Raw genomic sequence first — 24977 nt, 5'->3', positions numbered from 1 at the left:
CTAATGCTCGAAGGCGTTAAACAGTGAAGGCATCTTGCAGGAGTTTTTCCTGCTGCTCGGCATGCATCGAAGCATAACCACAGGCTGGAGCGGCAGAAGCATCACGACCGGCATACTCGAGAACGAGGCTGCGGTTGTGGTTGCTCATGCTGCGGCGCAAGTGGTGTTGACTGCTGTACCAGGCACCCTGGTTCATCGGCTCTTCCTGACACCACGCTACATTCTGCAGGTTGGTGTAAGGCGCGATCGCTTCCATGAGATCATCTTCAGGGAACGGATACAGCTGTTCGATACGCACGATGGCGATGTCTTCGCGACCTTCGGCACGGCGCTTCTCCAGCAGGTCGTAGTAGACCTTGCCGCCGCACAGAACCAGTCGGGTCACCTTGGCCGGGTCGAGAGCATCGACTTCCGGGATAACGGTCTGGAACGAGCCTTCGGCCAGTTCTTCCAGAGTCGATACCGCCAGCTTGTGGCGCAACAGCGACTTGGGCGTCAGCACGATCAACGGCTTGCGCAGCGGGCGAATCACCTGACGACGCAGCAAGTGGTAGATCTGCGCCGGAGTGGTCGGCACACACACCTGGATGTTGTGCTCGGCGCACAGTTGCAGGTAACGCTCCAGACGCGCGGACGAGTGCTCAGGCCCCTGCCCTTCATAACCGTGAGGCAACAGCATGGTCAGACCGCACAAACGGCCCCACTTGTGCTCGCCGCTGGTGATGAACTGGTCTATGACCACTTGCGCACCGTTGGCGAAGTCGCCGAACTGGGCTTCCCAGATAACCAGAGCGTTAGGCTCGGTGGTCGAGTAGCCGTATTCGTATGCCAGTACCGCTTCTTCGGAGAGGAACGAGTCGTACAGGTCAAAACGTGGCTGACCGGCGAACAGGTTCTTCAGAGGAATGTAGGTGCCTGCATCCTTCTGGTTGTGGAGCACGGCGTGACGGTGCGAGAACGTACCGCGACCGATGTCCTGACCCGTCATGCGGATCGGGTGACCTTCAAACGCCAGGGTCGCGTACGCCATGGTTTCAGCGTAACCCCAGTTGATCGGCAGGCCACCGGCTTGCATCTTCTGACGGTCTTCGTAGATCTTCTGGACCTGACGCTGAACCACGAAGCCTTCCGGCAGCTCCATCAGCTTGGCCGACAGTTCCTGCAGGGTCTTGAGGTCGAAGCGCGTGTCGTGACGCGCAGTCCAGGCATGGCCCAGATACGGACGCCAGTCGACGAACAGTTCCTTGTTCGGCTCCTTGACCAGACTTTTCACAACATGCAGACCGTTGTCCAGCGCATTGCGGTAGTCATCGATCTTGGCCTGGACACGTTCCTCGGTGAGGACTCCGGACTTGATCAACTGCTCGGCATAGAGCTCGCGAGTGGTGCGCTGCTTGGTGATCTGCTGGTACATCAAAGGCTGGGTGCCGCTAGGCTCGTCCGCTTCGTTGTGACCGCGACGACGGTAGCAGACCAGATCGATCACGATGTCACGCTTGAACTGCATGCGGTAATCGATAGCCAGCTGGGTCACGAACACCACGGCTTCCGGGTCATCGCCATTCACATGGAGAATCGGCGCCTGGATCATCTTCGCAACGTCGGTGGCGTACTCGGTAGAACGCGAGTCCAGCGGGTTGCTGATGGTGAAACCAACTTGGTTGTTGATGACGATATGGATCGTGCCGCCAGTCTTGAAGCCGCGAGTCTGCGACATCTGGAAGGTTTCCATGACCACGCCCTGACCTGCGAATGCAGCATCACCGTGGAGGGAAATCGGCAGAACCTTGTCACCATCCGGATCGTTACGACGATCCTGACGCGCACGCACGGACCCCTCGACCACCGGAGAAACGATTTCCAGGTGAGACGGGTTGAATGCCATGGCCAGGTGAACTTCGCCACCTGCGGTCATTACGTTGGAAGAGAAACCCTGGTGGTATTTGACGTCACCGGAGCCCAGCTCCACTTTCTTCTTGCCCTCGAACTCGTCGAACAGCTCGCGCGGGTTCTTGCCGAAGGTGTTGACCAGCACGTTCAGACGGCCACGGTGGGCCATACCGATCACGACTTCCTTGGTGCCGTAGGAACCGGAACGCTGGATCAGCTCGTCCAGCATCGGGATCAGGCTCTCGCCACCTTCCAGACCGAAACGCTTGGTACCCGGGTATTTGGTACCCAGGTATTTTTCCAGACCTTCGGCGGCAGTGACGCGCTCCAGCAGGTGACCCTGGATTTCAGCAGAGAACGCAGGACGGCCGCGCACGCTTTCAAGACGTTGCATGAACCAGTTGCGCTGCTCGGAGTCGACGATGTGCGTGAACTCAGAACCGATGGTGCGACAATATGTCTGCTGCAACGCTTCGTGAATTTCGCGTAGGCTCGCTTCCTCTTTGCCGATGAACAAGTCGCCGGCGCGGAAAGTCGTATCAAGATCGGCATTGGTCAAGCCGTAATGATTGATCGACAGATCAGCAGGCGCAGGACGCTGCCACAGGCCCAGCGGATCGAGCTGAGCGACCTGATGGCCACGCATACGATAAGCCTGGATCAGTCGCAATACTTCGACTTGCTTCTTCTCGTGCTCGCTGCTCACGCTCCCGGCAGATACCGGTTGAGCGCGGCGCTGGTTTTTACCCAGCAACACGAAATGATCGCGAATCGTGGAATGCGATACATCGGTGGCAGAGTTGCCGTCTGCTGGCAACTTCTGAAAGTAGGTGCGCCATTCTTCTGGCACAGCGTTAGGGTCGTGCAGGTAGAGCTCATAAAGCTCTTCCACATAGGCAGCGTTACCACCGGATAGGTGGGCACTGTTCCACATGCGCTGCATCACGCTTTCTTGCATGCTTGGTCACCCTCGGTAAGGGGACACCACCGGCGAAGACGCCATAGCAAACGTGAAACAGTCGTGTGCAGCGACCATGTCAAGTCACTAAGGATCACGCAGATAGCCCGGGTACCAGCCCGGATGCCCCTGCTGGTCTCATTTCTTCAAAATAAGAGCGGCAGCCTTGCGAGCTACTGCTCAGGTTAAAGCTACGGCGCCGGTTGAAGCCTGCGCCGCAGCTACTTACAGGTACAACGGTGTTACGGTACTGCGATAAATCAGACGCCGCTCTGCAGAAGCATGTTGCGTACGTGTCCGATGGCCTTGGTCGGGTTAAGACCTTTAGGGCATACGTTCACGCAGTTCATGATCCCGCGGCAACGGAACACACTGAACGGGTCATCCAGTGAAGCCAGACGCTCGGTAGTCCGGGTATCACGGCTGTCAGCCAGGAAGCGATAGGCTTGCAGCAGCGCAGCAGGACCGAGGAACTTGTCCGGATTCCACCAGAAGGACGGGCAGGAAGTCGAGCAACAGGCGCACAGGATGCACTCGTACAGACCATCGAGCTTTTCGCGCTCTTCCGGAGTCTGCAGACGCTCGATGGCCGGAGCCGGAGTATCGTTCTGCAGGAAAGGCTTCACCTTCTCGTATTGCTTGTAGAAGATGCTCATATCCACGACCAAGTCACGAATAACCGGCAAACCAGGCAATGGACGCACGATCAGCTTGTTATTCTTGACCACGGCAGACAGTGGAGTGATGCAGGCAAGACCGTTCTTGCCATTGATGTTCATACCATCGGAGCCACATACGCCTTCACGGCAGGAGCGACGATACGAGAAACCCTCATCCTGTTCCTTGACCAGAGCCAATACATCCAGAACCATCAGGTCTTTACCACCGGTATCGACCTGGAATTCCTGCATGAACGGCGCAGCGTCCTGTTCAGGGTTGTAGCGATAAACACTGACTTGCAACATATCGGTCACCCTTAATAAGTCCGAATCTTAGGCTCAAAAGTCGGAACAGTTTTCGGCGAGAAGTTCACGGCACGCTTGGTTACGCGCTTGTCACCCGGGAAGTACAGGGTGTGGCACAACCAGTTTTCGTCATCGCGATCTTCAAAGTCTTCACGGGCGTGGGCGCCGCGCGATTCCTTACGATGCTCTGCGGCAATCGCCGTAGCTTCGGCAACTTCCAGCAGGTTTTGCAGTTCAAGCGCTTCGATACGGGCAGTGTTGAACGCCTGACTCTTGTCGTTGATCTTGACGTTGGCAATGCGCTCGCGCAGGCCAGCCAGCTGGGCAATACCCTTCTGCATGTATTCACCGGTACGGAATACACCGAAGTAGTTCTGCATGCAGCTTTGCAGCTCTTTACGCAGCGAAGCGACGTCTTCGCCAGTGGTGCGCTCGTTGAGGCCGGCCAGACGTGCCAGGGCAGCGTCGATATCGGACTCGGAGGCACGACGATAGTCGACACCTTCACGCAGGCTTTGTTCAAGGTGCAGACCGGCAGCACGACCGAAGACCACCAGATCGAGCAGCGAGTTGCCACCCAGGCGGTTGGCACCGTGAACCGATACGCAAGCCACTTCGCCTACAGCGAACAGACCAGGAATGATCTGGTCGACGCCAGCAGCGTCCTGGGTGATTGCCTGACCATGAATGTTGGTGGCAACACCACCCATCATGTAGTGGCAGGTCGGGACCACCGGAATTGGAGCCATGGCAGGATCGACGTGAGCAAAGGTCTTGGACAGCTCCATGATGCCTGGCAGGCGGCTGTGCAGCACTTCCTCACCCAGGTGATCGAGCTTGAGCATCACGTGATCGCCATCCGGGCCACAACCGTTACCGGCGATGATTTCCTTGACCATGGAACGTGCAACCACGTCACGACCGGCAAGGTCCTTGGCGTTCGGAGCATAACGCTCCATGAAACGCTCGCCATGCTTGTTGATCAGGTAACCGCCTTCACCACGGCAACCTTCGGTGACCAGTACACCTGCGCCGGCAATACCGGTCGGGTGGAACTGCCACATTTCGATGTCCTGGACAGGAACACCGGCACGCAAGGCCATGCCGACGCCGTCACCGGTGTTGATCAGGGCATTGGTGGTCGACGAGTAGATACGACCTGCACCGCCGGTTGCCAGCACGGTTGCATTGGCGCGGATGTAGGAGGTTTCGCCGGTTTCGATGCAGATAGCGATGATGCCGACAAAGGCGCCATCCTGGTTCTTCACCAGATCAACTGCATAGTATTCGTTCAGGAATACGGTGCCTGCTTTCAGGTTGGCCTGATACAGGGTGTGCAGCAGTGCGTGACCGGTACGGTCGGCAGCAGCACAGGTACGTGCAGCCTGACCGCCCTTGCCGAAGTCCTTGGACTGACCGCCGAAAGGACGCTGGTAAATGCGGCCCTGCTCGGTACGGGAGAACGGCAGGCCCATGTGCTCGAGCTCGAAGACCGCTTCCGGACCTACGGAACACATGTATTCGATAGCGTCCTGATCACCGATATAGTCGGAACCCTTGACGGTATCGTACATGTGCCAGCGCCAGTCATCGTTCGGGTCGGCCGAAGCGATTGCACAGGTGATACCACCCTGGGCGGATACGGTGTGCGAGCGAGTCGGGAATACCTTGGTGACTACGGCAGTCTTGTGACCACCCTGAGCCAGCTGCAAGGCAGCGCGCATGCCAGCGCCGCCGCCACCGATGATGATGGCGTCGAAGGAAAGTGTATTTGTGTTAGCCATGAATCAGATACCCCAAAGAATCTGCACGCCCCAGACGAAGTAAGCGAACATCGCAACGCCGCATACTGCCTGGAAGAGAAAACGTACTGCAGTCGCGGACTTGCCCATCGCCATTGGCGTCAGGTAGTCGGTCGCGATGGTCCACATGCCGACCCAGGCGTGAGCGCCAAGGGCAACAAAGGCCAACAGACTGAAGATACGCATCCCGTTGTGCGAGAACAGCTCGTGCCACTGGGCATAGGTCAGGCCAGGGTGAGCGACGAGGTAGCCGATCAGGAAAATGAAGTAAGCCGCGAGTACGACCGCTGAAACGCGCTGCGCCATCCAGTCATAGAGGCCCGAACGCGACAGGTTAGTGACGTTGGTTACCATATCCATACTCCCGCCAGGATGATCACCACCACGGAGACGGCGATAACGATTTTCGAGCCCAGTTTCCCGCCTTCCAGCGTTTCACCGACACCCGCGTCCATGATCAGGTGGCGAACACCGGCCACCAGGTGATACAGCAGGGCAGACAGCAGCCCCCAGATTACAAACTTGGCCAGCGGGCTGGTCAGACACGCTTTCACTTCACCGAAGGTTTCCTCGGAGGCCAGCGACTTGTCCATTGCATAAAGCATGATTGCAATACCGACAAAGAGGATGACACCGGAAATACGGTGAAGGATGGACGTGTAAGCAGTGACTGGGAGCTTGATGGTCCTTAGGTCTAGATTTACAGGTCGTTGGCTTTTCACGGCTTTTTTTCACACTGAAGAGCCCCTAACAATCAGGGCAAGTTGTTGGGAAGTGCACTGGTCAGGTACCCACCACCCAGGAAGTGACAACCCCCTTTAAAACGGGCCAAAAAGCCCTTGGCGGTCGGACGCCGAGTATAGACAGTTAGGTAACTAATGACAACGCGCAGACTTACAGCCAATAGCGGATTGCGCTGATCGAATAAAAGGCGTAAACGGCTGCAATGGCTTGCAGAAACATCGACATAAAGGCCTTGTGGAACACGACTTTAGGCAAATTGACTTTAGAATTTATCTAACTATAGTGGTGCGGGCCCTGCGTGGGGGGCCTGTCTGATGATTTGAAGCATAAATAGGAGGCCACATGGCTGACAAAAAAGCGCAGTTGATCATCGAGGGCACAGCCCCCGTCGAGCTGCCTATACTGACCGGCACCGTGGGTCCCGATGTGATCGACGTGCGCGGACTCACCGCCACCGGCCGCTTCACATTCGACCCTGGCTTCATGTCGACCGCCTCTTGCGAGTCGAAGATCACCTACATTGATGGTGATAATGGCATTCTGCTGCACCGCGGCTATCCGATCGAGCAACTGGCCGAACAGTCCGATTATCTGGAAACCTGCTACCTGCTGCTCAATGGCGAACTGCCAACAAGCGAACAGAAAGCCCAGTTCGTTGCCGTGGTCAAGAACCACACCATGGTCCACGAGCAACTGAAAAGCTTCTTCAACGGATTCCGCCGCGACGCCCACCCGATGGCCGTCATGTGTGGCGTAGTCGGCGCCCTGTCCGCGTTCTACCACGACTCGCTGGACATCAATAACCCGCAACACCGCGAAATCTCGGCAGTACGCCTGGTCGCCAAGATGCCGACCCTGGCAGCGATGGTCTACAAGTACTCCATGGGCCAGCCCATGATGTACCCGCGCAACGACCTCAGCTACGCCGAAAACTTCCTGCACATGATGTTCAACACCCCTTGCGAGATCAAACCGATCAGCCCGGTTCTGGCCAAGGCAATGGACAAGATCTTCATCCTGCACGCCGATCACGAACAGAACGCCTCGACTTCTACCGTGCGCATGGCCGGCTCGTCGGGCGCCAACCCGTTCGCCTGTATTGCTGCCGGTATCGCAGCACTCTGGGGCCCGGCTCACGGCGGCGCCAACGAAGCCGTATTGACCATGCTCGATGAAATCGGCGATGTTTCCAACATCGACAAGTTCATCGCCAAGGCCAAGGACAAGAACGACCCGTTCAAGCTCATGGGCTTCGGTCATCGCGTCTACAAAAACCGCGATCCACGCGCTACGGTCATGAAAAAGACCTGCGACGAAGTTCTGCGCGAACTGGGCATCAACAACGATCCGCAACTCGAACTGGCCATGCGCCTGGAAGAGATCGCCCTGACCGATCCGTACTTCATCGAGCGCTCGCTGTACCCGAACGTCGACTTCTACTCGGGCATCATCCTCAAGGCAATCGGCATCCCGACCAGCATGTTCACCGTAATCTTCGCCCTGGCGCGGACTGTCGGCTGGATCTCGCACTGGAAGGAAATGCTCTCCAGCCCGTACAAGATTGGCCGTCCGCGCCAGCTGTACACCGGCAATGTGACACGCGATATCGTGCCACTGGACGATCGCAAGTAAGCGAATTGCCAATGAAAAAGGGCTGCCAATGGCAGCCCTTTTTTGTTCCTGAGGTAAGAAAAACTACTTCTTCGCCCTTTCCTTCAAGGCCTTCAAGGTATTGAAGGGCGCATCGACCACAAATTTGTTGGCCAACCAGGACGGCACACTGCCACCTGGATCAGTATGCACTTGATAAGTCACTTCGGTCTGATTCGGCCCTTTAGGCACCAGCTTCCAGAAACCGGCCACCTCGGCTACCCGTACAAATCCCTTTTCTTCGGGCAAATAGCCGGACTGTTCTTCAATATGGCGTGTCAGGCTGCCATCAGCACCCTCCTCGCTAGTGATCAGCAGGATCGAATCACGCGGCGTCACAGGCCATGGCGTATTGAACTGAGTGTAGGTCCAGGCTTTGTTGCCCTCATGCTTGAGCAACTTCTGCGTCTTACATTCATGAATCCAGGCACACGCCCCTGCCACATCTTCCTGCAGGGCACGCAGTTTGGCCACGCTGGCATTGATGATGGTTACGCCGCGATACGCCTTGTATTTGGAGCCAGGCACATCGCTCAGGGAAACCTTTATCCCCTCCTCATCCTTGGCCACCTGCCAATCTTCAGCCTGAGCCACACCTGTCAGCAGCACACTCAAACCACAGACAACAGCCATGCGATGCAGCGTATTCATTGTTTATTCCTTATTGTTGAAATTCTGATAAAACAATTCCGCCCAAAAACATCCTTCATGCAACTGCAGTAGCCTTTTCCCACCAACCAATCAGACGAATAGCATCAGCCTGATCAACGCCACACACATCTTGCGCAGCCTTGAACTGACTACAGACGGCAGGTCGATCAACCCTGCCAAACAAGCCGCACAGCAACTCGATAGACAGATGCAGGCAACGCTCTCCGGCAGGCTTGCCGTCCGGCATACCTGGAATGGGAGAAGTAATAGAGGGCGCGATGCAACAGGCACCACAACCGGAACGGCAGTCCATGACCCAAGACCTTTATTGAGCGGTAAGAGAATATTTTAGCGGCTAAAACAGACGTTTCAAAACGCCATATCCGACGACAGGCAGGGCCTTACTGCTTGAATTTGAAATCCAGCGCCGCGCCTTCGATATCGCGCCGACTTTCGTTGCGCATCTGCAACTGCATTTCATTGCTCAACAGGCGGCCATTGAGCTCAAAGGGGCTAGGGTCCGAAGAGGAGCTTTTCTCGAACATGGGCGGCAACAAAGGCTTGCGCTTGGCAGTGATAACCTTGGCCGGAGGCGTCAGCGTCTCGACCATCTCTGGCGGCAGGCTCAAGTCGAGTTTAGGCGGATTCAAACGAACATCCTTGACGGGCGTCTTGGCGAGCCTGGCTTTTTCGCGCTGCACAACCGCCTTGTCCTTTACCACAGGAGCCTTGCTCGCTACGGCCTTTGAGGGCGCAGCTTTCACATCGGCAGATCTGGATTCTGGCGCCTTGCCAACAGGACGAGCCGGGGCAACGGCCGCCTTGCCAGCCACTACTGGAACAACAGGAACGCTCGGCTTCAATTCATGCACAGCCGCGTCCTGCCTCGCCGGTGAAGAGTCAGGAATGGAAGGCGCCGGAGGCGGCGACGGAACAGGCGGAGAAGCAGGCGCAGTCACACCTGCCTCAACCTTTGGCTCTGGCAGCGGCGCGTCCTGATTCTGAGAGTCGCAGGCTCCCAACAACACAACGACGAACAATCCGATACAACGAAACGCATTATTCATAAATAAACGGCTGAGGCAGTGAGGCAGAAAGAATACATGCTGTCCCTTTGAGGCCAACATGACAAGACAAGAGTTCCCGCGTTCGGACAAAGAGCAATGGCAATCAATAACTCGGCAACGCTTCCTGACACAATTGCTTGGCCAGCATCCCCAGCGTCATCAGCGCCCTTTCTGCCTCACGATTCCAGGGCATGCCGCAATTCAGGCGAATACAGTGATTGAACTGCTCGGTATTACTGAAAATAAGGCCAGGCGCAATGCTTATCCCCTGCTCCAGCGCCCGAACATGCAGTTCCTGAGTATTGACCCGACCCGGCAGGCTGACCCAAAGGATGAAGCCCCCCAGAGGCCGACTCATCTGCGTGCCTTCCGGGAAGAACTGCTGCACCGCCAACTGATAAGCACTGAGATTCTTGCGATATTCCAGGCGAATGAAGCGCAAATGCCGGTCATACCCGCCATTTTCCAGATAGGCAGCGATAGCCATCTGCGTGACACTGCACGCCGAATGGGTGCTGAACGTCTGCAAACGCTGGATTTCAGCCTGATATTTCCCGGCAATCATCCAGCCGATGCGTACACCCGGCGACAGCGTCTTGGAAAAACTCGAGCAATAAATCACCCGCCCCAGGCGATCAAAGGCCTTCAGGGCCTTGGTGCGCCCTACCTCAAACATCAGCTCGCCATACACATCGTCTTCGATCACCTGAATATCGAAGTCCGAGACCAGTCGCAGCAGGTTCTTCTGCCGCTCTTCCGGCATGGTGCCACCCAGCGGATTGCTCAAGCGCGCCGTAAGCACCAGCGCCTTGATCGACCACTGGTTGGCCGCCAGTTGCAGCGCTTCCAGGCTGATGCCGGTAGACGGATCACTGGGAATCTCGATGACCTTGAGCCCTAGCAAGTCTGCCAGTTGCAGCAACCCGTAATAGGCAGGCGACTCGGCGGCAATCAGATCGCCAGGCTGAGTCAGCACCCGCAATGCCATTTGCAAGGCATCCACACAACCGTGGGTAATGACCACCTCATATGGATCGACAACCACGCCTGCATCACGCATACGAATGGCTACTTGCCGGCGCAGCGGCTCGAAACCGGGGCTGAACATGTAACTGAATGCCCGGGGACTATGAAAGCGCGTCACCTTGGCCAATTGCTGATGCAGCGCGCGGACTGGCAAGTAGTCGACATGCGGCACCGCAGCTCCGAGTGCGAAAACCCCTTCACGGCGCGATTCCTCCAGCACTTGCTGGATGATGCTGCTGCGAGTCACCAGTCCAGGCCGCTCTACGCGCGCGATATCCGGCGTCGAGGCGGTCAGCGCCGGGGTCTGGTGAACGTAATAGCCGGACTGCGGGCGGGCACGAATCAAACCCTGATCTTCAAGATTCGCGTAGGCCTGCAACACTGTTGCGTGGCTGACATTGAGCTGCGAACTCATCTTGCGCACTGACGGCACACGCTCGCCGGGCTGATAGACACCACGACGGATGTCTTCCGCCAACTGCTGAGCAATGCGTTGATAGAGCAAAAGATTGGTCATGACACAGCCTCGAACCGACCCGCAATTTGTTTTTGTAAGGGGAGAGAATAGCCTAAAGACCGGAACAGTCACAAAGTGTACTGGGACAGTTTCCCTTCAAGGGAACTATTGTGCGCTCTGACAAAAAATATTGTCGGACAAAGATGCCAAACTCAAGGCTTTTTGAGCCAAAAAAAAGCCCGAGGCCGTTTCCGACGTCGGGCTTTGTGCTGATTTTTTGTTACCGGGCGGCGCCCAACTGACCCTTGTCATCGGAAAAAACGATTTCCACCCGACGGTTTTGCGCTCGTCCACGCTCGGAAGCGTTCACGTCGACCGGATATTGCTGACCATAGCCTTCAACCTGGATGCGCTTTTCATCAACACCCAGGTCCATCAGCACATCGGCCACCGATTGCGCACGATCTTTGGACAGCTTGAGGTTTTCCTGGCGGTCACCGGTACTGTCGGTATAACCCTCGATCCTTACCGTGCGGCGCGGATTGAGCAGCAGAAACTGCACGACCTTGAGCACAGTGCGATTGGCTGAGCTTTTCAGCTCGGCATGCCCGGGATCGAACAGCACATCGCCCAAAGTCATGACCAGACCACGATCAGTCTGTGTGGTGGCAAGGCTGAGAATCTGGTCTTCCAGCCATTTGCCATGTTGCTGCGCGCTCGCCAGCTTGGCCTCGCGCAACGCCAGTTGCAGGCGCTGACGATCCAGCTCCATTTTTGCAAGTTGCTCCTGAGCCAGCAGCAGGTTGCTGTGCTCGCGGGCAATCTCACTGTAGCGGGTACTCAGGTAAGCGTAATGACTGACATCGGCACCGCTGCCCAGATAGCTCGACAGACGCTCGGCCCGCGCCAGCGACTCGCCGGAACGGATCACGTCCTTGGGTGCACTGCGCAGCACATCGGGATCTTCCTTGACTTTCTGGAAGTCGATACTGGCCTGGCGCAGGGCCTGATCACTGTTCTGATGACTCGCACAGCCGGACAACCCCACCGCACCCAGCAACAGGCAGCCACTCAATACACGGATAACGCCGCTCATTGATTTTCTCCCAACTGTTTGCGCAGACGGTTGAGACGAACATTCAATTGATTGATCTGCTCCTGACTCTTGAGCGTCAGCACCCGCGCCTCGGCGAGACGCGCATCCAGCTCGGCCTGCTCGGCATTCATCCGCGCATCCTTGTAGGACTTATCAGCCATATCGGCACGCGCCTGGGTAAACCGGGATTCTGCAGTAACCAGTTCAGGCTGCTCATCGGTAGCTCCGACCGCCTTGGCCTGCTCCAGAGCCTGTTCGGTCAACTTGAACTGTTCGATAGGTGCCGGATCATTGGCACAACCGGCCAGTGTGGCGATTGTCATGAAAGCGATTAAAGGGCGAATACTCACAAAAACATTCCTACTTGTTTGGGGCGCTGGTGCCGGCAGGTTGCAGCAACTGGGCTTTCCATAACTCCAGATTGCGCGCAATGACTTGACCCGCAAGGCCAGAAGCCGCCGATTCTGTCATCTTTTTCACCAGCTGTCCGCGCAACCATGGATCGTTGCAGGCCGAATTAGCCGATAACGCCAGATACAGACCTGCTGTATCAAGGGGTTCGGGCTGAGCAATCAAGTCCGCCGACAAACCCAGGGTCTGCACCATGACCATACCGGAATAGCGCCCGGCCAGCACATACTCGACCTGCCCCAGTGCCAGCTTCTGGAACGCCTGGGTCAGGTTGGGTTGCCGCTCCAGAGTCAGGTGCTCCCTGGCGGCCGCCTCGAATGCCTGGGTCAAACGGGTCTTTTCGGAAACCGCGCCCGGCTGTCCATGCAGCTCAGCCAGGGAGTTGAACGGCAAAGCGTGATCATGGCGAGTCCAGACGAGGATTTCATTCTGGACAATCGGCGGCTGGATGTAATCGAGTGATTCCAGTTGTGCCTGAATCAACGGCGCATCGGCCAGCATGTCCATACGACCGGTGCGCACTTCCTCCAGCGCCTGGCTGCGCTTGCCCGCGTACAGAAACTCGACTTTCATATCCAGTGATTCTGCTGCCTGCCTGAGCAAGTCGGCATTGGCACCGATCAGGTGCCTGGGGTCCTGCGGATCACGCCACAGGTAAGGCGGCGCATCCGGGCTGCCGGTCACGATCAGGCGCTCGCACTTGCCAGCCGCGGATGCAAGCGACGGCAGCACGGCCAGCCCCAGAAGAAACGTAGACAACAACAGCGCTGGCCGACTCATGAATAATCCTTTTTACCACCCAATAAAAAACCCGTTCATCAGGCCAGGCATCCTGTCCAAGACAGTATGCGCAGCCGGATTGAACGGGTTCCAGGAAGCTGGCTTAAACCAGCTTTTCCAGCTCAGGCACAGCTTCAAACAAATCCGCTACCAGACCGTAATCGGCTACCTGGAAGATCGGAGCCTCTTCGTCCTTGTTGATCGCGACGATCACCTTGGAATCCTTCATGCCAGCAAGATGCTGGATCGCGCCGGAAATACCCACCGCGATGTACAACTGAGGCGCAACGATCTTGCCGGTCTGGCCGACCTGCATGTCGTTGGGTACGAAACCGGCATCTACAGCAGCACGGGAGGCACCCACCGCAGCACCCAGTTTGTCCGCCAGCGCGTACAAGTGCTTGAAGTTGTCGCCGTTCTGCATGCCGCGGCCGCCGGAAACGACGATTTTCGCAGCGGTCAGCTCCGGACGGTCGGACTTGGCCAGCTCTTCGCCGACGAAGGACGACTTGCCTGCATCGTGAGCAGCCGAAACGGCTTCAACGGCAGCCGAACCACCTTGCGCTGCAACCGGGTCGAAACCGGTTGCACGAACGGTGATGACCTTGACCGAAGCGCTCGATTGCACGGTGGCAATCGCGTTACCGGCGTAGATCGGACGCTTGAAGGTGTCGGCCGATTCAACCGAAACGATTTCCGAGATCTGATCGACATCCAGTTGTGCCGCAACGCGAGGCAGGATGTTTTTACCGTTGGAAGTTGCTGCCGCCAGGATGTGGCTGTAACCAGCGGCCAGCTCGACCACCAGCGGTGCCACGTTTTCCGGCAACTGATGCGCGTAGGCAGCGTTGTCGGCAACCAGCACCTTGGCAACACCGGCGATCTTCGCAGCAGCTTCTGCCACGGCGCTCACGCCGGAACCGGCCACCAGCAGATTGATATCGCCACCGATCTTCTGGGCAGCGGCAATGGTGTTCAGCGTGGCTGGAGCCACGGCTGCGTTGTCATGTTCAGCGATAACCAGGATCGTCATTTAGATTACCTTCGCTTCGGTTTTCAGTTTTTCGACCAGTTCGGCCACCGACTTGACCTTGATACCGGCGCTACGTGCAGCCGGAGCTTCGACCTTGACGGTCTTGTTGGTCGAGGCCGTGGAAACACCCAGTGCATCGGGAGTCAGGGTTTCGAGCGGCTTTTTCTTGGCTTTCATGATGTTGGGCAGCGAAGCATAACGCGGCTCGTTCAGACGCAGGTCTGTGGTCACGATAGCCGGCAGGCTCAGGGATACGGTTTGCAGGCCGCCGTCGATTTCACGGGTCACGGCAACCTTGTCGCCCGACACTTCGACCTTGGAGGCGAAGGTCCCTTGCGGGTAGCCACTCAGGGCCGCCAGCATCTGGCCGGTCTGATTGTTATCGCTGTCGATGGCCTGTTTGCCCAGGATCACCAACTGCGGCTGTTCCTTGTCGACCACAGCCTTGAGCAGCTTGGCGACAGCCAGGGAAGTCAGCTCTTCGGCAGACTCGACCAGCACGGCACGATCGGCACCCAGCGCCAGGGCAGTACGCAATTGCTCCTGAGCGGTGGACGGGCCGATGGTCACGACGACGATCTCGCTCGCCACGCCCTTTTCCTTCAGGCGTACGGCTTCTTCCACAGCGATTTCGCAGAAGGGATTCATGGACATTTTGACGTTGGCAAGATCGACGCCGGAGTTGTCCGCCTTGACGCGAACCTTGACGTTGTAGTCGACCACTCGTTTGACAGCTACAAGAACCTTCATGGATTCCTCACTCTCCGGTGAAAAGAAAGTCGCCCGGCATGACCAGACGATCGATATGTGTGTCCTCAACAAGCAATCGCTTCAGTGCAGGCATCGGGGTTATTTGCCGAAAAACCGCCAAAAAACCGTACTCAAGGCCAGATCACACCCATAAATTGCCTCAGGGGTGTGTAAAATGCGCCGCGCGCGCTGGCCGGACTGCCTGCACTGCGCTCACCTGATGCCTTTTCAGAGGTTTCTCGAACCTCGTTTCAGCCTACGGCAAGCGCAAAACCGCCCGTATCTTGACCGCAACGCCTTTTCCGGTCAATACGACAGATCGGCCAGTCCCGAGTCTCGCGTCTATGTTTTATCTGGCCTGCGGCCAATTCAAACAAACGTTTGTATTGGACCTGCAAAGTGGTGTAGATATAATGCACTCCTTTAAAAGACGGGCAGGCATTCCAAGCCCCGCACGTCGGTTTGTACGCTTCATATAAAAAAATACCGTGAGCCTTGAGAGTAGGAGATAGCCTGTGGAACGCGAATACATGGAATTCGACGTCGTCATCGTCGGAGCCGGCCCTTCCGGGCTTTCTGCCGCGTGCCGCCTTAAACAGAAGGCTGCCGAAGCGGGCCAGGAAATCAGCGTCTGCGTGGTGGAAAAAGGCTCCGAAGTCGGCGCTCACATTCTGTCCGGCGCGGTATTTGAACCTCGTGCCCTGAACGAACTCTTCCCGAACTGGCAGGAACTTGGCGCGCCACTCAACACGCCGGTCAAGCGTGATGACATCTATATGCTGCGCAGTGCCGAAAAATCGGTGAAAGTCCCCGACCTGTTCGTGCCCAAGACCATGCACAACCAGGGCAACTACATCATTTCCCTGGGCAACCTGTGCCGCTGGCTCGCCCAGCAGGCCGAAAACCTCGGTGTCGAGATCTACCCAGGTTTTGCCGCGCAGGAAGCCCTGTTCGACGAAAACGGCGTAGTACGCGGGATCATCACCGGCGACCTGGGCGTTGACCGCGAAGGCAATCCAAAAGAGGGCCTGTACACCCCAGGCATGGAACTGCGCGGCAAGTACACGCTGTTCGCCGAAGGCTGCCGTGGCCATATCGGCAAGCAACTGATCAAGCGCTTCAACCTCGACAGCGAAGCCGATGCCCAGCATTACGGCATCGGCCTCAAGGAAATCTGGGAAGTCGATCCGGCGAAGCACGAACAAGGCCTGGTGGTCCACACTGCCGGCTGGCCGCTGGACGACCAGAACATGGGCGGTTCCTTCCTGTATCACCTGGAAAACAATCAGGTAGTAGTTGGCCTGATCGTCGACCTGTCCTACAGCAACCCTTACCTGTCGCCGTTCGACGAATTCCAGCGCTACAAGCACCACCCGGTCATCAAGCAATACCTGGAAGGCGGCAAACGCATCAGCTATGGCGCCCGCGCCATCTGCAAGGGCGGCCTGAACTCGCTGCCGAAAATGGTATTCCCTGGCGGCGCACTGATCGGCTGCGATCTGGGCACCCTGAACTTCGCCAAGATCAAGGGCAGCCACACCGCCATGAAATCCGGCATGCTCGCGGCGGAAGCGGTGGCCGACGCACTGTTCGCCGGCAAGGAAGGCGGTGATGTACTGAACACTTACGTCGACGCCTTCAAGGCCAGTTGGCTGCATGAAGAGCTGTTCGCCAGCCGTAACTTCGGCGCGGCGCTGCACAAGTACGGCACGCTCATGGGCGGTGCATTCAACTTCATCGACCAGAACATTTTCGGCGGCAAGATCCCGTTCACCCTGCGCGACACCACGCCGGATTATGCCTGCCTCAAGCTGGCGGCCGACTCGACGAAGATCGAATATCCGAAACCGGACGGCAAACTCAGCTTCGACAAGCTCAGTTCGGTGTTCCTCTCCAGCACCAACCATGAAGAAGAACAGCCTTGCCACCTGAAGCTGGCCGATCCGAGCATCCCGATCACCAGTAACCTGCCACTTTATGACGAACCCGCGCAGCGCTACTGCCCGGCAGGCGTCTATGAAGTGATTACCCAGGAAGATGGCGAGAAACGCTTCCAGATCAACGCCCAGAACTGTGTGCACTGCAAGACCTGTGACATCAAGGATCCTGCGCAGAACATCACCTGGGTGGCGCCGGAAGGTGCTGGCGGTCCGACTTATCCGAACATGTAGTCTGGACAAGCTGCAAGTTGCAAGAGAAGCCCGGTTCGCCGGGCTTTTTCGTGGGCGGGATTCAGGCTGGAATACGCAGGTAGCTGCTCTCTTCGCCCGGATTGCGCTCGAAGTAGCGCTTGTATTCGCGACTGAACTGCGAAGTGCTCTGGTAACCGACACAGTGCGCCACCTGCGCCACGCTCATGCCTTGTGCGACCAGCATATGCTGGGCCTTGAGCAGGCGTACGCGCTTGAGGTACTGCACCGGCGACAATAAAGTGCTGCGTTTGAAGTGCTCATGGAAAGTCGAAGCACTCATGTTTGCCTGACGCGCCAGAATATCGATATTCAGCGGCTCGGCGTAATGGGTGTGCAGATAGGCCAGAGAAGCCGCAACTCTCGCAAAATGACTCTGTTGCGCAACCAGCGCCCGCAACACACCCGCCTGCGGACCACGCAGCGCGGCATAAAGCACTTCACGCAGCCGCGACTGACCCATCACATGACAATCCAGCGGATCCTGCAGGCAACGCAACAAGCGCTCGACACTCTCGCGCATCGGCGCATCCAGCACTGCCGAGGTCATGGATTCGGGCGTTTGCGCTTTGACGAGATGATCCGGCACCGGCCCCATCAACTGCACCAGTTCGCCCAGCATGATCCGGTCGATGGCCACCGAAACGCCCAACAATGGCGCTTGTGGCGTAGCGAAGGTTTCGCACATGAACGGCACCGAAAGCGCCTGCACCAGATAATGCCCGGCACCGTAATCCAGGGTACGCGAGCCCAGGCTGGCCAGCTTGCCGCCCTGCGCGACGATCATCAGGCTCGGCTCATAGATCTGCGGGCTGCTGGCGACATACTCATAACACGAAACGACCTTGACCTCCGGCAACAACGTCGAGACGAATCCGGGACGTGTGGCCAGCGGCTTGATCAGGGAAGCAAGGACGACATTGGCATCAGAGCGATGGGGTAACGACATGGAACACCGGGCAGAGAATCAGACATGCCCATCATCGCAGATATAAGCCACTCAAGGCTGACTCGCCGACAAGATCCAGAGGAATAGGCATGACTCGCGGAGGAATGTTCATGGCCTTCACAGGCCGTGACGGGGAAAATAGCGGCCATTATTCAACCTTGATCAGCGAGGAACATCATGTACACAGCCATCGGCTACGCCGCCCAGTCAGCAACCGCCCCCCTCGCCCCCATGAGCTTTGAACGTCGCAGCCTGCGCGCCGACGACGTTGCCATTGAAATCCTCTACTGCGGCGTCTGCCACTCCGATATCCACCAGGCGCGCAACGAATGGGGCATTGCTGTCTACCCGCTGATGCCCGGTCACGAGATCGTCGGCAAGGTCACCGCAACCGGCCCGAATGCCAGCAAATACAAGGTCGGCGACCTGGTCGGTGTCGGCTGCATGGTCGACTCCTGCCAGCAGTGTTCGGCCTGCCAGGCGGATCTGGAACAGTACTGCCTGGAAGGACCGACCATGACCTACGCCACGCCTGACCGGGTGGACGGCAGCAACACCATGGGCGGCTATTCCAGCAGCATCGTCGTCAGCGAGAACTTCGTGGTTCGCATCCCGGAGAAACTTGACCTGGCGGCTGCCGCTCCGATTCTCTGCGCCGGGATCACCACCTATTCGCCGCTCAAGCATTATGGCGTCAAGGCTGGCGATAAAGTCGGCGTGCTCGGCATGGGTGGCCTGGGCCACATGGGCATCAAGTTCGCCAAGGCCATGGGCGCAGAAGTCACCCTCTTCACCCGCTCGGCTTCAAAAGCCCAGGAAGCACGCCGCCAGGGTGCCGATCACGTGATCGTCTCCACCGACGCCGAACAGATGCAGGCCGCTGCAGGTCGCTTCGACTTCCTGCTGGACACCATTCCGGTACAGCACGACCTGAACCCCTACCTGGAAACCCTGAGCTTCGACGGCGTGCATATTCTGGTCGGCCTCATTGAACCCGTCGAGCCGCCTGTGCATGCAGCCAATCTGGTCATGAAACGCCGCGTGATTGCCGGTTCGTTGATCGGCGGGATCGCAGAAACCCAGGAGGTTCTGGACTTCTGCGCAGAAAATGACATTACCTGTGATATCGAAATGCTCGATATCCGCAATATCAACCAGGCTTACGAGCGCATGCTGGCGGGTGATGTGAAGTACCGCTTCGTGATTGATATGGCGACGCTGCAGGCCTGATGTTTGTGTGGGAGCGAATCGGGCGGCGCTCCGCTCATTCGCGAAAAGGCCTCGCGGATAAACCCGCTCCCACACAGTTGAACTACCCACCAAGCTCCGCCGACAACCTCGCCGCTGCCTGTTTGATGATCGGCACCAGTTCGGCCATTTTCTCCAGCGGCATGTACGGGACGGTGCTGGCAATGCTGATACCGGCGACTATCTGTTTACCCGCATCGCGAACCGGCGCTGCTACACAGCGAATCGACGGTTCGTTGTCTTCCAGATCGAACGCATAACCGCCCTGCACATACTCTTGCCTGCGCTGGCGTAACTGCTCCCAGGTCTGCTGCTCGTGCGCAGGCCATAGCGGATTTTTCCCGCTGATCGGCAGGCTGATTTCATACAGCCTCTGCCACTCGGGTTCCTGACTGTCCAGCAACAGCGCCTTGCCTATCCCCGTGCGCACCAGCGGCATGCGATGCCCGACCCGGGAGCGCATTTCCGGTCCGTTGCGGCCCGGATTCTTGTGCAGGTAAAGCACTTCGTCACCGTCGCGAATCGCCAGATGCACCGTATCGCCGGTCAGTTCCGACAACTCATCCAGATAAGGCCGGGCCAGAATGGCCAATGGCACCTCTTCACGAGCCTGAAACCCCAGCTCGATCAAACGCGACCCCAACAGATAACCCACTTGGGGAAGCACCCGCAGATAACGCTCTTCGACCAGGCAACTGACCAGCCGGTGAGTCGTGCTGCGCGTGGTGCCGATCAGGGCGGAAATCGCTTTCAGGTCCCTGGCGCCACTGGCCACCGCCTGCACCACCGCCAGACCACGCAACAGAGTCTGGGTCCCGGTCGGCGCGCTGTCTTTACCGGTAGCGCTCACCGGCGTGAGGGGATCATTGTGCATATCAGCCCTTATCAGATCGGAAAGCTGGCGGCATTATCGTCGCCAGCCCTGCTGCATGCCAGCGATCACAACTCGATACGTTCCACCTTGCCCACCAACAGGATGTAGGACAGCGCACCCAGCAGCGCCAATCCGGCGATATAGGTGATGGCCGGTGCAAAGGAATCGCCCGACGCCAGGAAGCCGATCACGATTGGCGTCGCGATGGCCGCCAGGTTGCCGATGAAGTTGAAGGTGCCGCCGGTCAGCCCCAGCAAACGCGCCGGTGCCAGGGTCGACACCAGTGACCAGGTGATCGAAGCCAGGCCGTTGCCAAAGAACGCCAGGGCCAGGAAGGCGATCACCAGGGGCGTGGATTCCACATAGTTGGCACCGATGATCGAGGTCGAGATCAGCAGACCGGCAATGATCGGCAACTTGCGCGCCAGACCGATGCTATGCCCGCGACGGATCAGCCAGTCGGAGAAGAATCCCGAGCACAGCACGCCGACAAAGGCCGCCAGAAACGGCAAGGAAGCCAGCAATCCGGACTTGATGAAGTCCATGCCGCGGTACTTGACCAGATAAGTCGGGAACCAGGTCAGGAAGAACCACAGGGTCGAGTTGAGACAGAACTGGCCGAGATAGATGCCCCACAACTTGCGCTTGCTCAGCACAATGCCCAGATCCTGCCAACTGAAGCCACGCTTCTGCTTTTCGGTGTCGACCTGGATATCCACCAGCCCGCCGCCCTCGCGAATCAGGTCGATCTCTTCCTTGTTGATGCCTTTGAAATCACGTGGCTCGCGATAGACCATGTACCAGATCGCGGCCCAGATCACACCGACGCCACCGGTCACGACAAACACCATATGCCAACCGTAATGCGCCTGCAGCCAGGCCAGGACCGGGGTCAGGAACGCCAGCCCGACAAACTGGCCCGAGGTATAGAAACCGATGGCCGTGGCCCGCTCACGCTCGGGAAACCAGGTGGTGACCACGCGGCTGTTGATCGGGTAGGCAGGGGCTTCCAGGGCCCCCACCGCCATGCGCAGGACGAACAGGGCAATGAAGCTCGCGGCGAAGCCCAGCATGATGGTGGCCAGCGACCACAGCAGCAGCGCGGCGGTATACAGAATGCGCGGTGGAACACGATCCACCAGCCAGCCGCCCGGAAGCTGCATGGCCGCGTAAGTCCAGCCGAAGGCGGAGAAGATCAGACCGACGTGAACCGGATCGATGCCCAGGTCGCTGGTCAGGGCCGGCGCGGCAATCGACAGGTTGCTGCGATCCAGATAGTTGATCACCACTGTGATGAACAGCAGCACCATGATGAAAAAACGCTTGCGGGTCGGCGTAACCAGAGACGCCGCCCCTTCGAGTGTGCGGGTTTGCATGAAGATTGCCTCTTGTTGGAGTTATGTGAGGACTGGGTATTCAGCAATGCAGATCGTGCCCACGGCCTTGCGCGGGCACGATCCTTCAGGCGCCTGTCACCATTCGGCAAAGCTGCCATCGGCATGTCGCCAGATCGGGTTGCGCCAGCGATGGCCGATGGCTGCACGCTCCTTCACATACTCTTCATTGATCTCGATCCCCAGGCCCGGCCCGTTGGGGATCTTGACCATGCCCTTGTCGTAGTCGAACACTTCAGGGTGTTTCACATAGTCCAGCAGGTCATTGCTTTCGTTGTAGTGAATGCCCAGGCTCTGTTCCTGGATGAAAGCGTTGTAACAGACCGCATCCAGTTGCAGGCAGGCCGCCAGCGCAATCGGCCCCAGCGGGCAATGCAGCGCCAGCGCCACGTCGTAGGCTTCAGCCATATTGGCAATCTTGCGGGTTTCGGTAATACCGCCAGCGTGGGAAGCATCCGGCTGGATGATATCAACGTAGCCCTCGCTCAAGACTCGCTTGAAGTCCCAGCGCGAGAACAGCCGCTCGCCCAGGGCGATAGGCGTACTGGTCAGCGGTGCCAGTTCCTTGAGCGCTTCATAGTTCTCGCTGAGCACCGGCTCTTCGATGAACATCAGCTTGTAGGGGTCCAGCTCTTTCATCAGCACCTTGGCCATGGGTTTGTGGACCCGGCCATGAAAGTCCACGCCAATCCCGACATTCGGCCCGACCGCATCGCGCACGGCAGCCACGTTGGCCAGCGCCAGGTCGACCTTGTCGAAGGTGTCGAGAAACTGCAGCTCTTCGGTGCCGTTCATTTTCACCGCCGTGAACCCGCGGGCCACCGCTTCCTTGGCAGCGCGGGCAGTATCGGCTGGCCGGTCGCCGCCAATCCAGGAGTAGACGCGGATCTTGTCGCGCACCTGACCGCCCAGCAGATCACTGACAGACACACCCAGCGCCTTGCCCTTGATATCCCACAGCGCCTGATCGATACCCGCCAGCGCACTCATGTGCACCGCCCCGCCACGGTAGAAACCGCCGCGGTACAGCACCGTCCAGATATCCTCGATATTGCGCGGGTCCTTGCCGATCAGATAATCCGACAGCTCTTCCACGGCTGCGGCGACGGTATGGGCGCGACCTTCGACAACCGGCTCGCCCCAGCCGACGACACCGTCATCGGTTTCGACTTTCAGGAAGCACCAGCGTGGAGGAACGATAAAGGTCGTGAGCTTGGTGATTTTCATGTGTGCAATTTCTCTTATAGGTATGGGAAGAGGCGCTCGCCGCGCAGATCAATGAGGGCTCAGTGAGTGGCCAGTTCACGCCATGCACTGACATAGGCCTTGGCGCGCTGCTCGACATCCGCGACGCTCATGCCCGGCTTGAACAGCCCGGAGCCCAGGCCAAAGCCCTTGACCCCGGCATCGATAAAGACCTGCATGTTGTCCGGGGTAATACCGCCGACCGGCAGCAGCACCGTTCCGGCAGGCAGCACTGCCAGCCAGGCCTTGACCACCGCCGGCGACATCTGCTCGGCGGGGAACAGCTTGAGCACATCGGCACCTTCGGCCAGGGCGGCGAAGGCTTCGGTCGGGGTGGCCACGCCCGGCGACAGGAACAGACCGGCGGCCTTGGCCGCACGCAGGACCTTGACATCGCTGTGCGGCATGACAATGACCTGGCCGCCCGCGTCCTTGACCTGAGTCACCTGTTCCGGGGTCAACACGGTGCCGGCGCCAATCAGGCAATCGGCGGGTAGGCTCTGGCGCAGCAAAGTGATGCTGTCATAGGGCTGCGGCGAGTTGAGCGGCACCTCGATCACCCGGAAACCGGCCTGATACAAGACATCACCAATCGCTGGCGCTTCTTCGGGACGCAGTCCGCGCAGAATCGCGACCAGCCCGTTTTCCTTCAGTGCTTGTTTGAGCATTTCACACCTCTGAGTGATCTGTTGAAAGTCAGGACGCGAGCAAGCCAGCCTGAACAGCCACTTGCCACAGGCCACGCTCGGTGGCCTGCACGGCGGTCGTCACCTGATCGAAACCGCAGGCCGTCAGGCCGCGTGTGTAACGCGCGCAGAGCGAGTCGCTGCCGATCAGAATCACGGCAGGCAGTTGCTCAAGCGTCTTTTGCTGAATTCGGGTCAAGGCTTCCAGCTCATGCCCGATCAGCAGACCGGACAGATAGTCAGGCTGGGCGCTGGCTTCGAGCTGGCCGGTCAGCCCCAGAGTCCGGGAACTGAAAATGGTCGAAAGCAGACCGCTCACCCCCTCCGCAGACAGCGCAATGGACATTCCGCAGTCAAAGGCACCGGTGTCGAAGCTTTCATTGCGCTGCATGGTGCGCCCGAGAATGGTGTGAGCGCACAGGGCCGCGTATACCTCACCGGTCATGAAGGTGTCGAAGTGGACAATGCGTCCTTCGATCACATGCACCCATTTGGAGTGGCTGCCGGGCAGGCCGATCAGCAGCGGCCGCTGGCTGGATTCGGCATCAAGTGAGGCAAGTACGCCGAGCACCTGGGTTTCCTCGCCACGCATCACGTTAGGCAGGGTCGAGCGCTGCAATATGCCGGGAATGATATGGATATCGACGCCACGCAGGCTGCGGACGCTCTGCAAGGCTGCGCTCAGCTCATGGACGCTGGCCGGAGTTTCGCGATACACCGCCTCGCGCCAGCCCTGGGCGCTGCCGACCATGCCGCAGGCAATCACCGGCAATTCCGGCTGCGCATCGAGCCAGTCGCCGCAGGCCTGATCAAAGGCCAGCTCGAAACCATTGCTGCACAGCTCACCCGCGATCAGCCGGGGCGTATCCGGCAATTGCATGATGCCTGCGCTCAAGGAGCGTTGTTCCAGGACCTGGCCTTGTTCGCCAAGTCGATAAGCACGAAGTGAGGTTGTCCCCCAATCGAGCGCGATCAATTGCGCCGTCATCGCTTCACCTGTTGTTTTTTTAAAAGTGAGTGCGAGGCGGACTATAAGCCCATCGACCAGAAAATCTCAATATGTAATTTTTAATCCCATATATAGGGATTTATTAAATCCGTGCTCCATCCTG

General features: G+C 58.2%; 23 protein-coding genes. 3 read left to right on the top strand and 20 right to left on the bottom strand.

The annotated features are described in order from the left end of the window. Positions 1 to 16: 16 nt before the first annotated feature. The 5 genes from ALQ04_RS21925 to sdhC all read right to left on the bottom strand — a co-directional run bounded on the left by ALQ04_RS21925 (position 17) and on the right by sdhC (position 6337). Positions 17 to 2848, bottom strand: coding sequence for a 2-oxoglutarate dehydrogenase E1 component (locus tag ALQ04_RS21925; protein WP_122317826.1), 2832 nt, complete (start codon positions 2846 to 2848; stop codon positions 17 to 19). A gap of 260 nt (positions 2849 to 3108) precedes the next feature. After that, positions 3109 to 3813 carry a succinate dehydrogenase iron-sulfur subunit gene (locus ALQ04_RS21920; protein WP_122317886.1) on the bottom strand — a complete coding sequence of 235 codons (705 nt, stop codon included), beginning with the start codon at positions 3811 to 3813 and terminating at the stop codon, positions 3109 to 3111. An 11-nt stretch (positions 3814 to 3824) separates the two neighbouring features. Then, complete coding sequence (gene sdhA / locus ALQ04_RS21915; RefSeq protein WP_122317825.1) at positions 3825 to 5597, bottom strand: succinate dehydrogenase flavoprotein subunit; 1773 nt, start codon at positions 5595 to 5597, stop codon at positions 3825 to 3827. A 3-nt stretch (positions 5598 to 5600) separates the two neighbouring features. Beyond that, the gene (gene sdhD, locus ALQ04_RS21910) at positions 5601 to 5969 is read right to left on the bottom strand and encodes a succinate dehydrogenase, hydrophobic membrane anchor protein (RefSeq protein WP_117164257.1); all 369 of its coding nucleotides are present in this window, start codon (positions 5967 to 5969) and stop codon (positions 5601 to 5603) included. After that, positions 5963 to 6337 (bottom strand): succinate dehydrogenase, cytochrome b556 subunit, encoded by a 375-nt coding sequence (gene sdhC / locus ALQ04_RS21905; protein WP_122317824.1) that lies wholly within the window; start codon positions 6335 to 6337, stop codon positions 5963 to 5965. Before sdhC ends, sdhD begins: the two co-directional genes overlap by 7 nt. A gap of 364 nt (positions 6338 to 6701) precedes the next feature. On the opposite strand from sdhC, the gene gltA reads away from it, so the two are divergent. Next, a complete protein-coding gene (gene gltA / locus ALQ04_RS21900; RefSeq protein ID WP_122317823.1) occupies positions 6702 to 7991 on the top strand; it encodes a citrate synthase in 1290 nt (429 codons plus the stop codon). Positions 7992 to 8054: 63 nt separating this feature from the next. On the opposite strand, the gene ALQ04_RS21895 is transcribed toward gltA, so the two are convergent. From ALQ04_RS21895 to ALQ04_RS21855, 9 genes are all read right to left on the bottom strand, one after another. Next, the gene (locus ALQ04_RS21895) at positions 8055 to 8660 is read right to left on the bottom strand and encodes an START domain-containing protein (protein ID WP_122317822.1); all 606 of its coding nucleotides are present in this window, start codon (positions 8658 to 8660) and stop codon (positions 8055 to 8057) included. A 55-nt stretch (positions 8661 to 8715) separates the two neighbouring features. Further along, positions 8716 to 8973, bottom strand: a complete 258-nt coding sequence (locus ALQ04_RS21890; protein WP_122317821.1) for a YkgJ family cysteine cluster protein — start codon at positions 8971 to 8973, stop codon at positions 8716 to 8718. 88 nt (positions 8974 to 9061) lie between these two features. Beyond that, on the bottom strand, positions 9062 to 9727 hold the full coding sequence (locus ALQ04_RS21885; protein WP_122317820.1) for a translation initiation factor 2: 666 nt from the start codon (positions 9725 to 9727) through the stop codon (positions 9062 to 9064). Between the two features lie 103 nt (positions 9728 to 9830). Beyond that, complete coding sequence (locus ALQ04_RS21880; protein ID WP_122317819.1) at positions 9831 to 11270, bottom strand: PLP-dependent aminotransferase family protein; 1440 nt, start codon at positions 11268 to 11270, stop codon at positions 9831 to 9833. 220 nt (positions 11271 to 11490) lie between these two features. Continuing rightward, positions 11491 to 12306 (bottom strand): OmpA family protein, encoded by an 816-nt coding sequence (locus ALQ04_RS21875; RefSeq protein WP_122317818.1) that lies wholly within the window; start codon positions 12304 to 12306, stop codon positions 11491 to 11493. Next, a complete protein-coding gene (locus tag ALQ04_RS21870) occupies positions 12303 to 12656 on the bottom strand; it encodes a DUF4398 domain-containing protein (protein WP_122317817.1) in 354 nt (117 codons plus the stop codon). Before ALQ04_RS21870 ends, ALQ04_RS21875 begins: the two co-directional genes overlap by 4 nt. A gap of 10 nt (positions 12657 to 12666) precedes the next feature. Then, positions 12667 to 13497 carry an ABC transporter substrate-binding protein gene (locus tag ALQ04_RS21865; RefSeq protein ID WP_122317816.1) on the bottom strand — a complete coding sequence of 277 codons (831 nt, stop codon included), beginning with the start codon at positions 13495 to 13497 and terminating at the stop codon, positions 12667 to 12669. Between the two features lie 103 nt (positions 13498 to 13600). Beyond that, positions 13601 to 14530, bottom strand: coding sequence for an electron transfer flavoprotein subunit alpha/FixB family protein (locus tag ALQ04_RS21860; RefSeq protein WP_122317815.1), 930 nt, complete (start codon positions 14528 to 14530; stop codon positions 13601 to 13603). After that, positions 14531 to 15280: an electron transfer flavoprotein subunit beta/FixA family protein gene (locus tag ALQ04_RS21855; protein ID WP_122317814.1), complete on the bottom strand. Its 750-nt coding sequence runs from the start codon at positions 15278 to 15280 to the stop codon at positions 14531 to 14533. It abuts the gene before it with no gap. 515 nt (positions 15281 to 15795) lie between these two features. Between ALQ04_RS21855 and ALQ04_RS21850 the strand changes: the two genes are divergently transcribed. Then, positions 15796 to 17451 (top strand): electron transfer flavoprotein-ubiquinone oxidoreductase, encoded by a 1656-nt coding sequence (locus ALQ04_RS21850; RefSeq protein WP_122317813.1) that lies wholly within the window; start codon positions 15796 to 15798, stop codon positions 17449 to 17451. A gap of 61 nt (positions 17452 to 17512) precedes the next feature. On the opposite strand, the gene ALQ04_RS21845 is transcribed toward ALQ04_RS21850, so the two are convergent. Further along, entirely contained in the window at positions 17513 to 18418 is a 906-nt protein-coding gene (locus ALQ04_RS21845) for an AraC family transcriptional regulator (protein ID WP_122317812.1), read from the bottom strand. A 177-nt stretch (positions 18419 to 18595) separates the two neighbouring features. Here ALQ04_RS21845 and ALQ04_RS21840 point away from each other — a divergent pair, with 177 nt between their 5' ends. Continuing rightward, positions 18596 to 19648 carry an NAD(P)-dependent alcohol dehydrogenase gene (locus ALQ04_RS21840; RefSeq protein ID WP_122317811.1) on the top strand — a complete coding sequence of 351 codons (1053 nt, stop codon included), beginning with the start codon at positions 18596 to 18598 and terminating at the stop codon, positions 19646 to 19648. A gap of 82 nt (positions 19649 to 19730) precedes the next feature. Here the strand turns inward: ALQ04_RS21840 and ALQ04_RS21835 are convergent, their stop codons facing one another. From ALQ04_RS21835 to ALQ04_RS21815, 5 genes are all read right to left on the bottom strand, one after another. Beyond that, entirely contained in the window at positions 19731 to 20540 is an 810-nt protein-coding gene (locus tag ALQ04_RS21835; RefSeq protein ID WP_122317810.1) for an IclR family transcriptional regulator, read from the bottom strand. Positions 20541 to 20605: 65 nt separating this feature from the next. Next, positions 20606 to 21916, bottom strand: a complete 1311-nt coding sequence (locus ALQ04_RS21830) for an MFS transporter (RefSeq protein WP_122317809.1) — start codon at positions 21914 to 21916, stop codon at positions 20606 to 20608. Positions 21917 to 22012: 96 nt separating this feature from the next. Continuing rightward, positions 22013 to 23161 (bottom strand): galactonate dehydratase, encoded by a 1149-nt coding sequence (gene dgoD, locus ALQ04_RS21825; RefSeq protein WP_122317808.1) that lies wholly within the window; start codon positions 23159 to 23161, stop codon positions 22013 to 22015. A gap of 59 nt (positions 23162 to 23220) precedes the next feature. Then, the gene (locus ALQ04_RS21820) at positions 23221 to 23847 is read right to left on the bottom strand and encodes a 2-dehydro-3-deoxy-6-phosphogalactonate aldolase (RefSeq protein WP_122317807.1); all 627 of its coding nucleotides are present in this window, start codon (positions 23845 to 23847) and stop codon (positions 23221 to 23223) included. 28 nt (positions 23848 to 23875) lie between these two features. Continuing rightward, positions 23876 to 24853, bottom strand: coding sequence for a 2-dehydro-3-deoxygalactonokinase (locus tag ALQ04_RS21815; RefSeq protein ID WP_122317806.1), 978 nt, complete (start codon positions 24851 to 24853; stop codon positions 23876 to 23878). Positions 24854 to 24977: the final 124 nt, after the last annotated feature.

It is taken from the genome of Pseudomonas cichorii (genome assembly GCF_003700275.1).
Lineage (GTDB): Bacteria > Pseudomonadota > Gammaproteobacteria > Pseudomonadales > Pseudomonadaceae > Aquipseudomonas > Aquipseudomonas cichorii_B.
The sequence above is the reverse complement of the archived record's forward strand: the minus strand, read 5'-3'. Positions and strand labels throughout refer to the sequence as shown.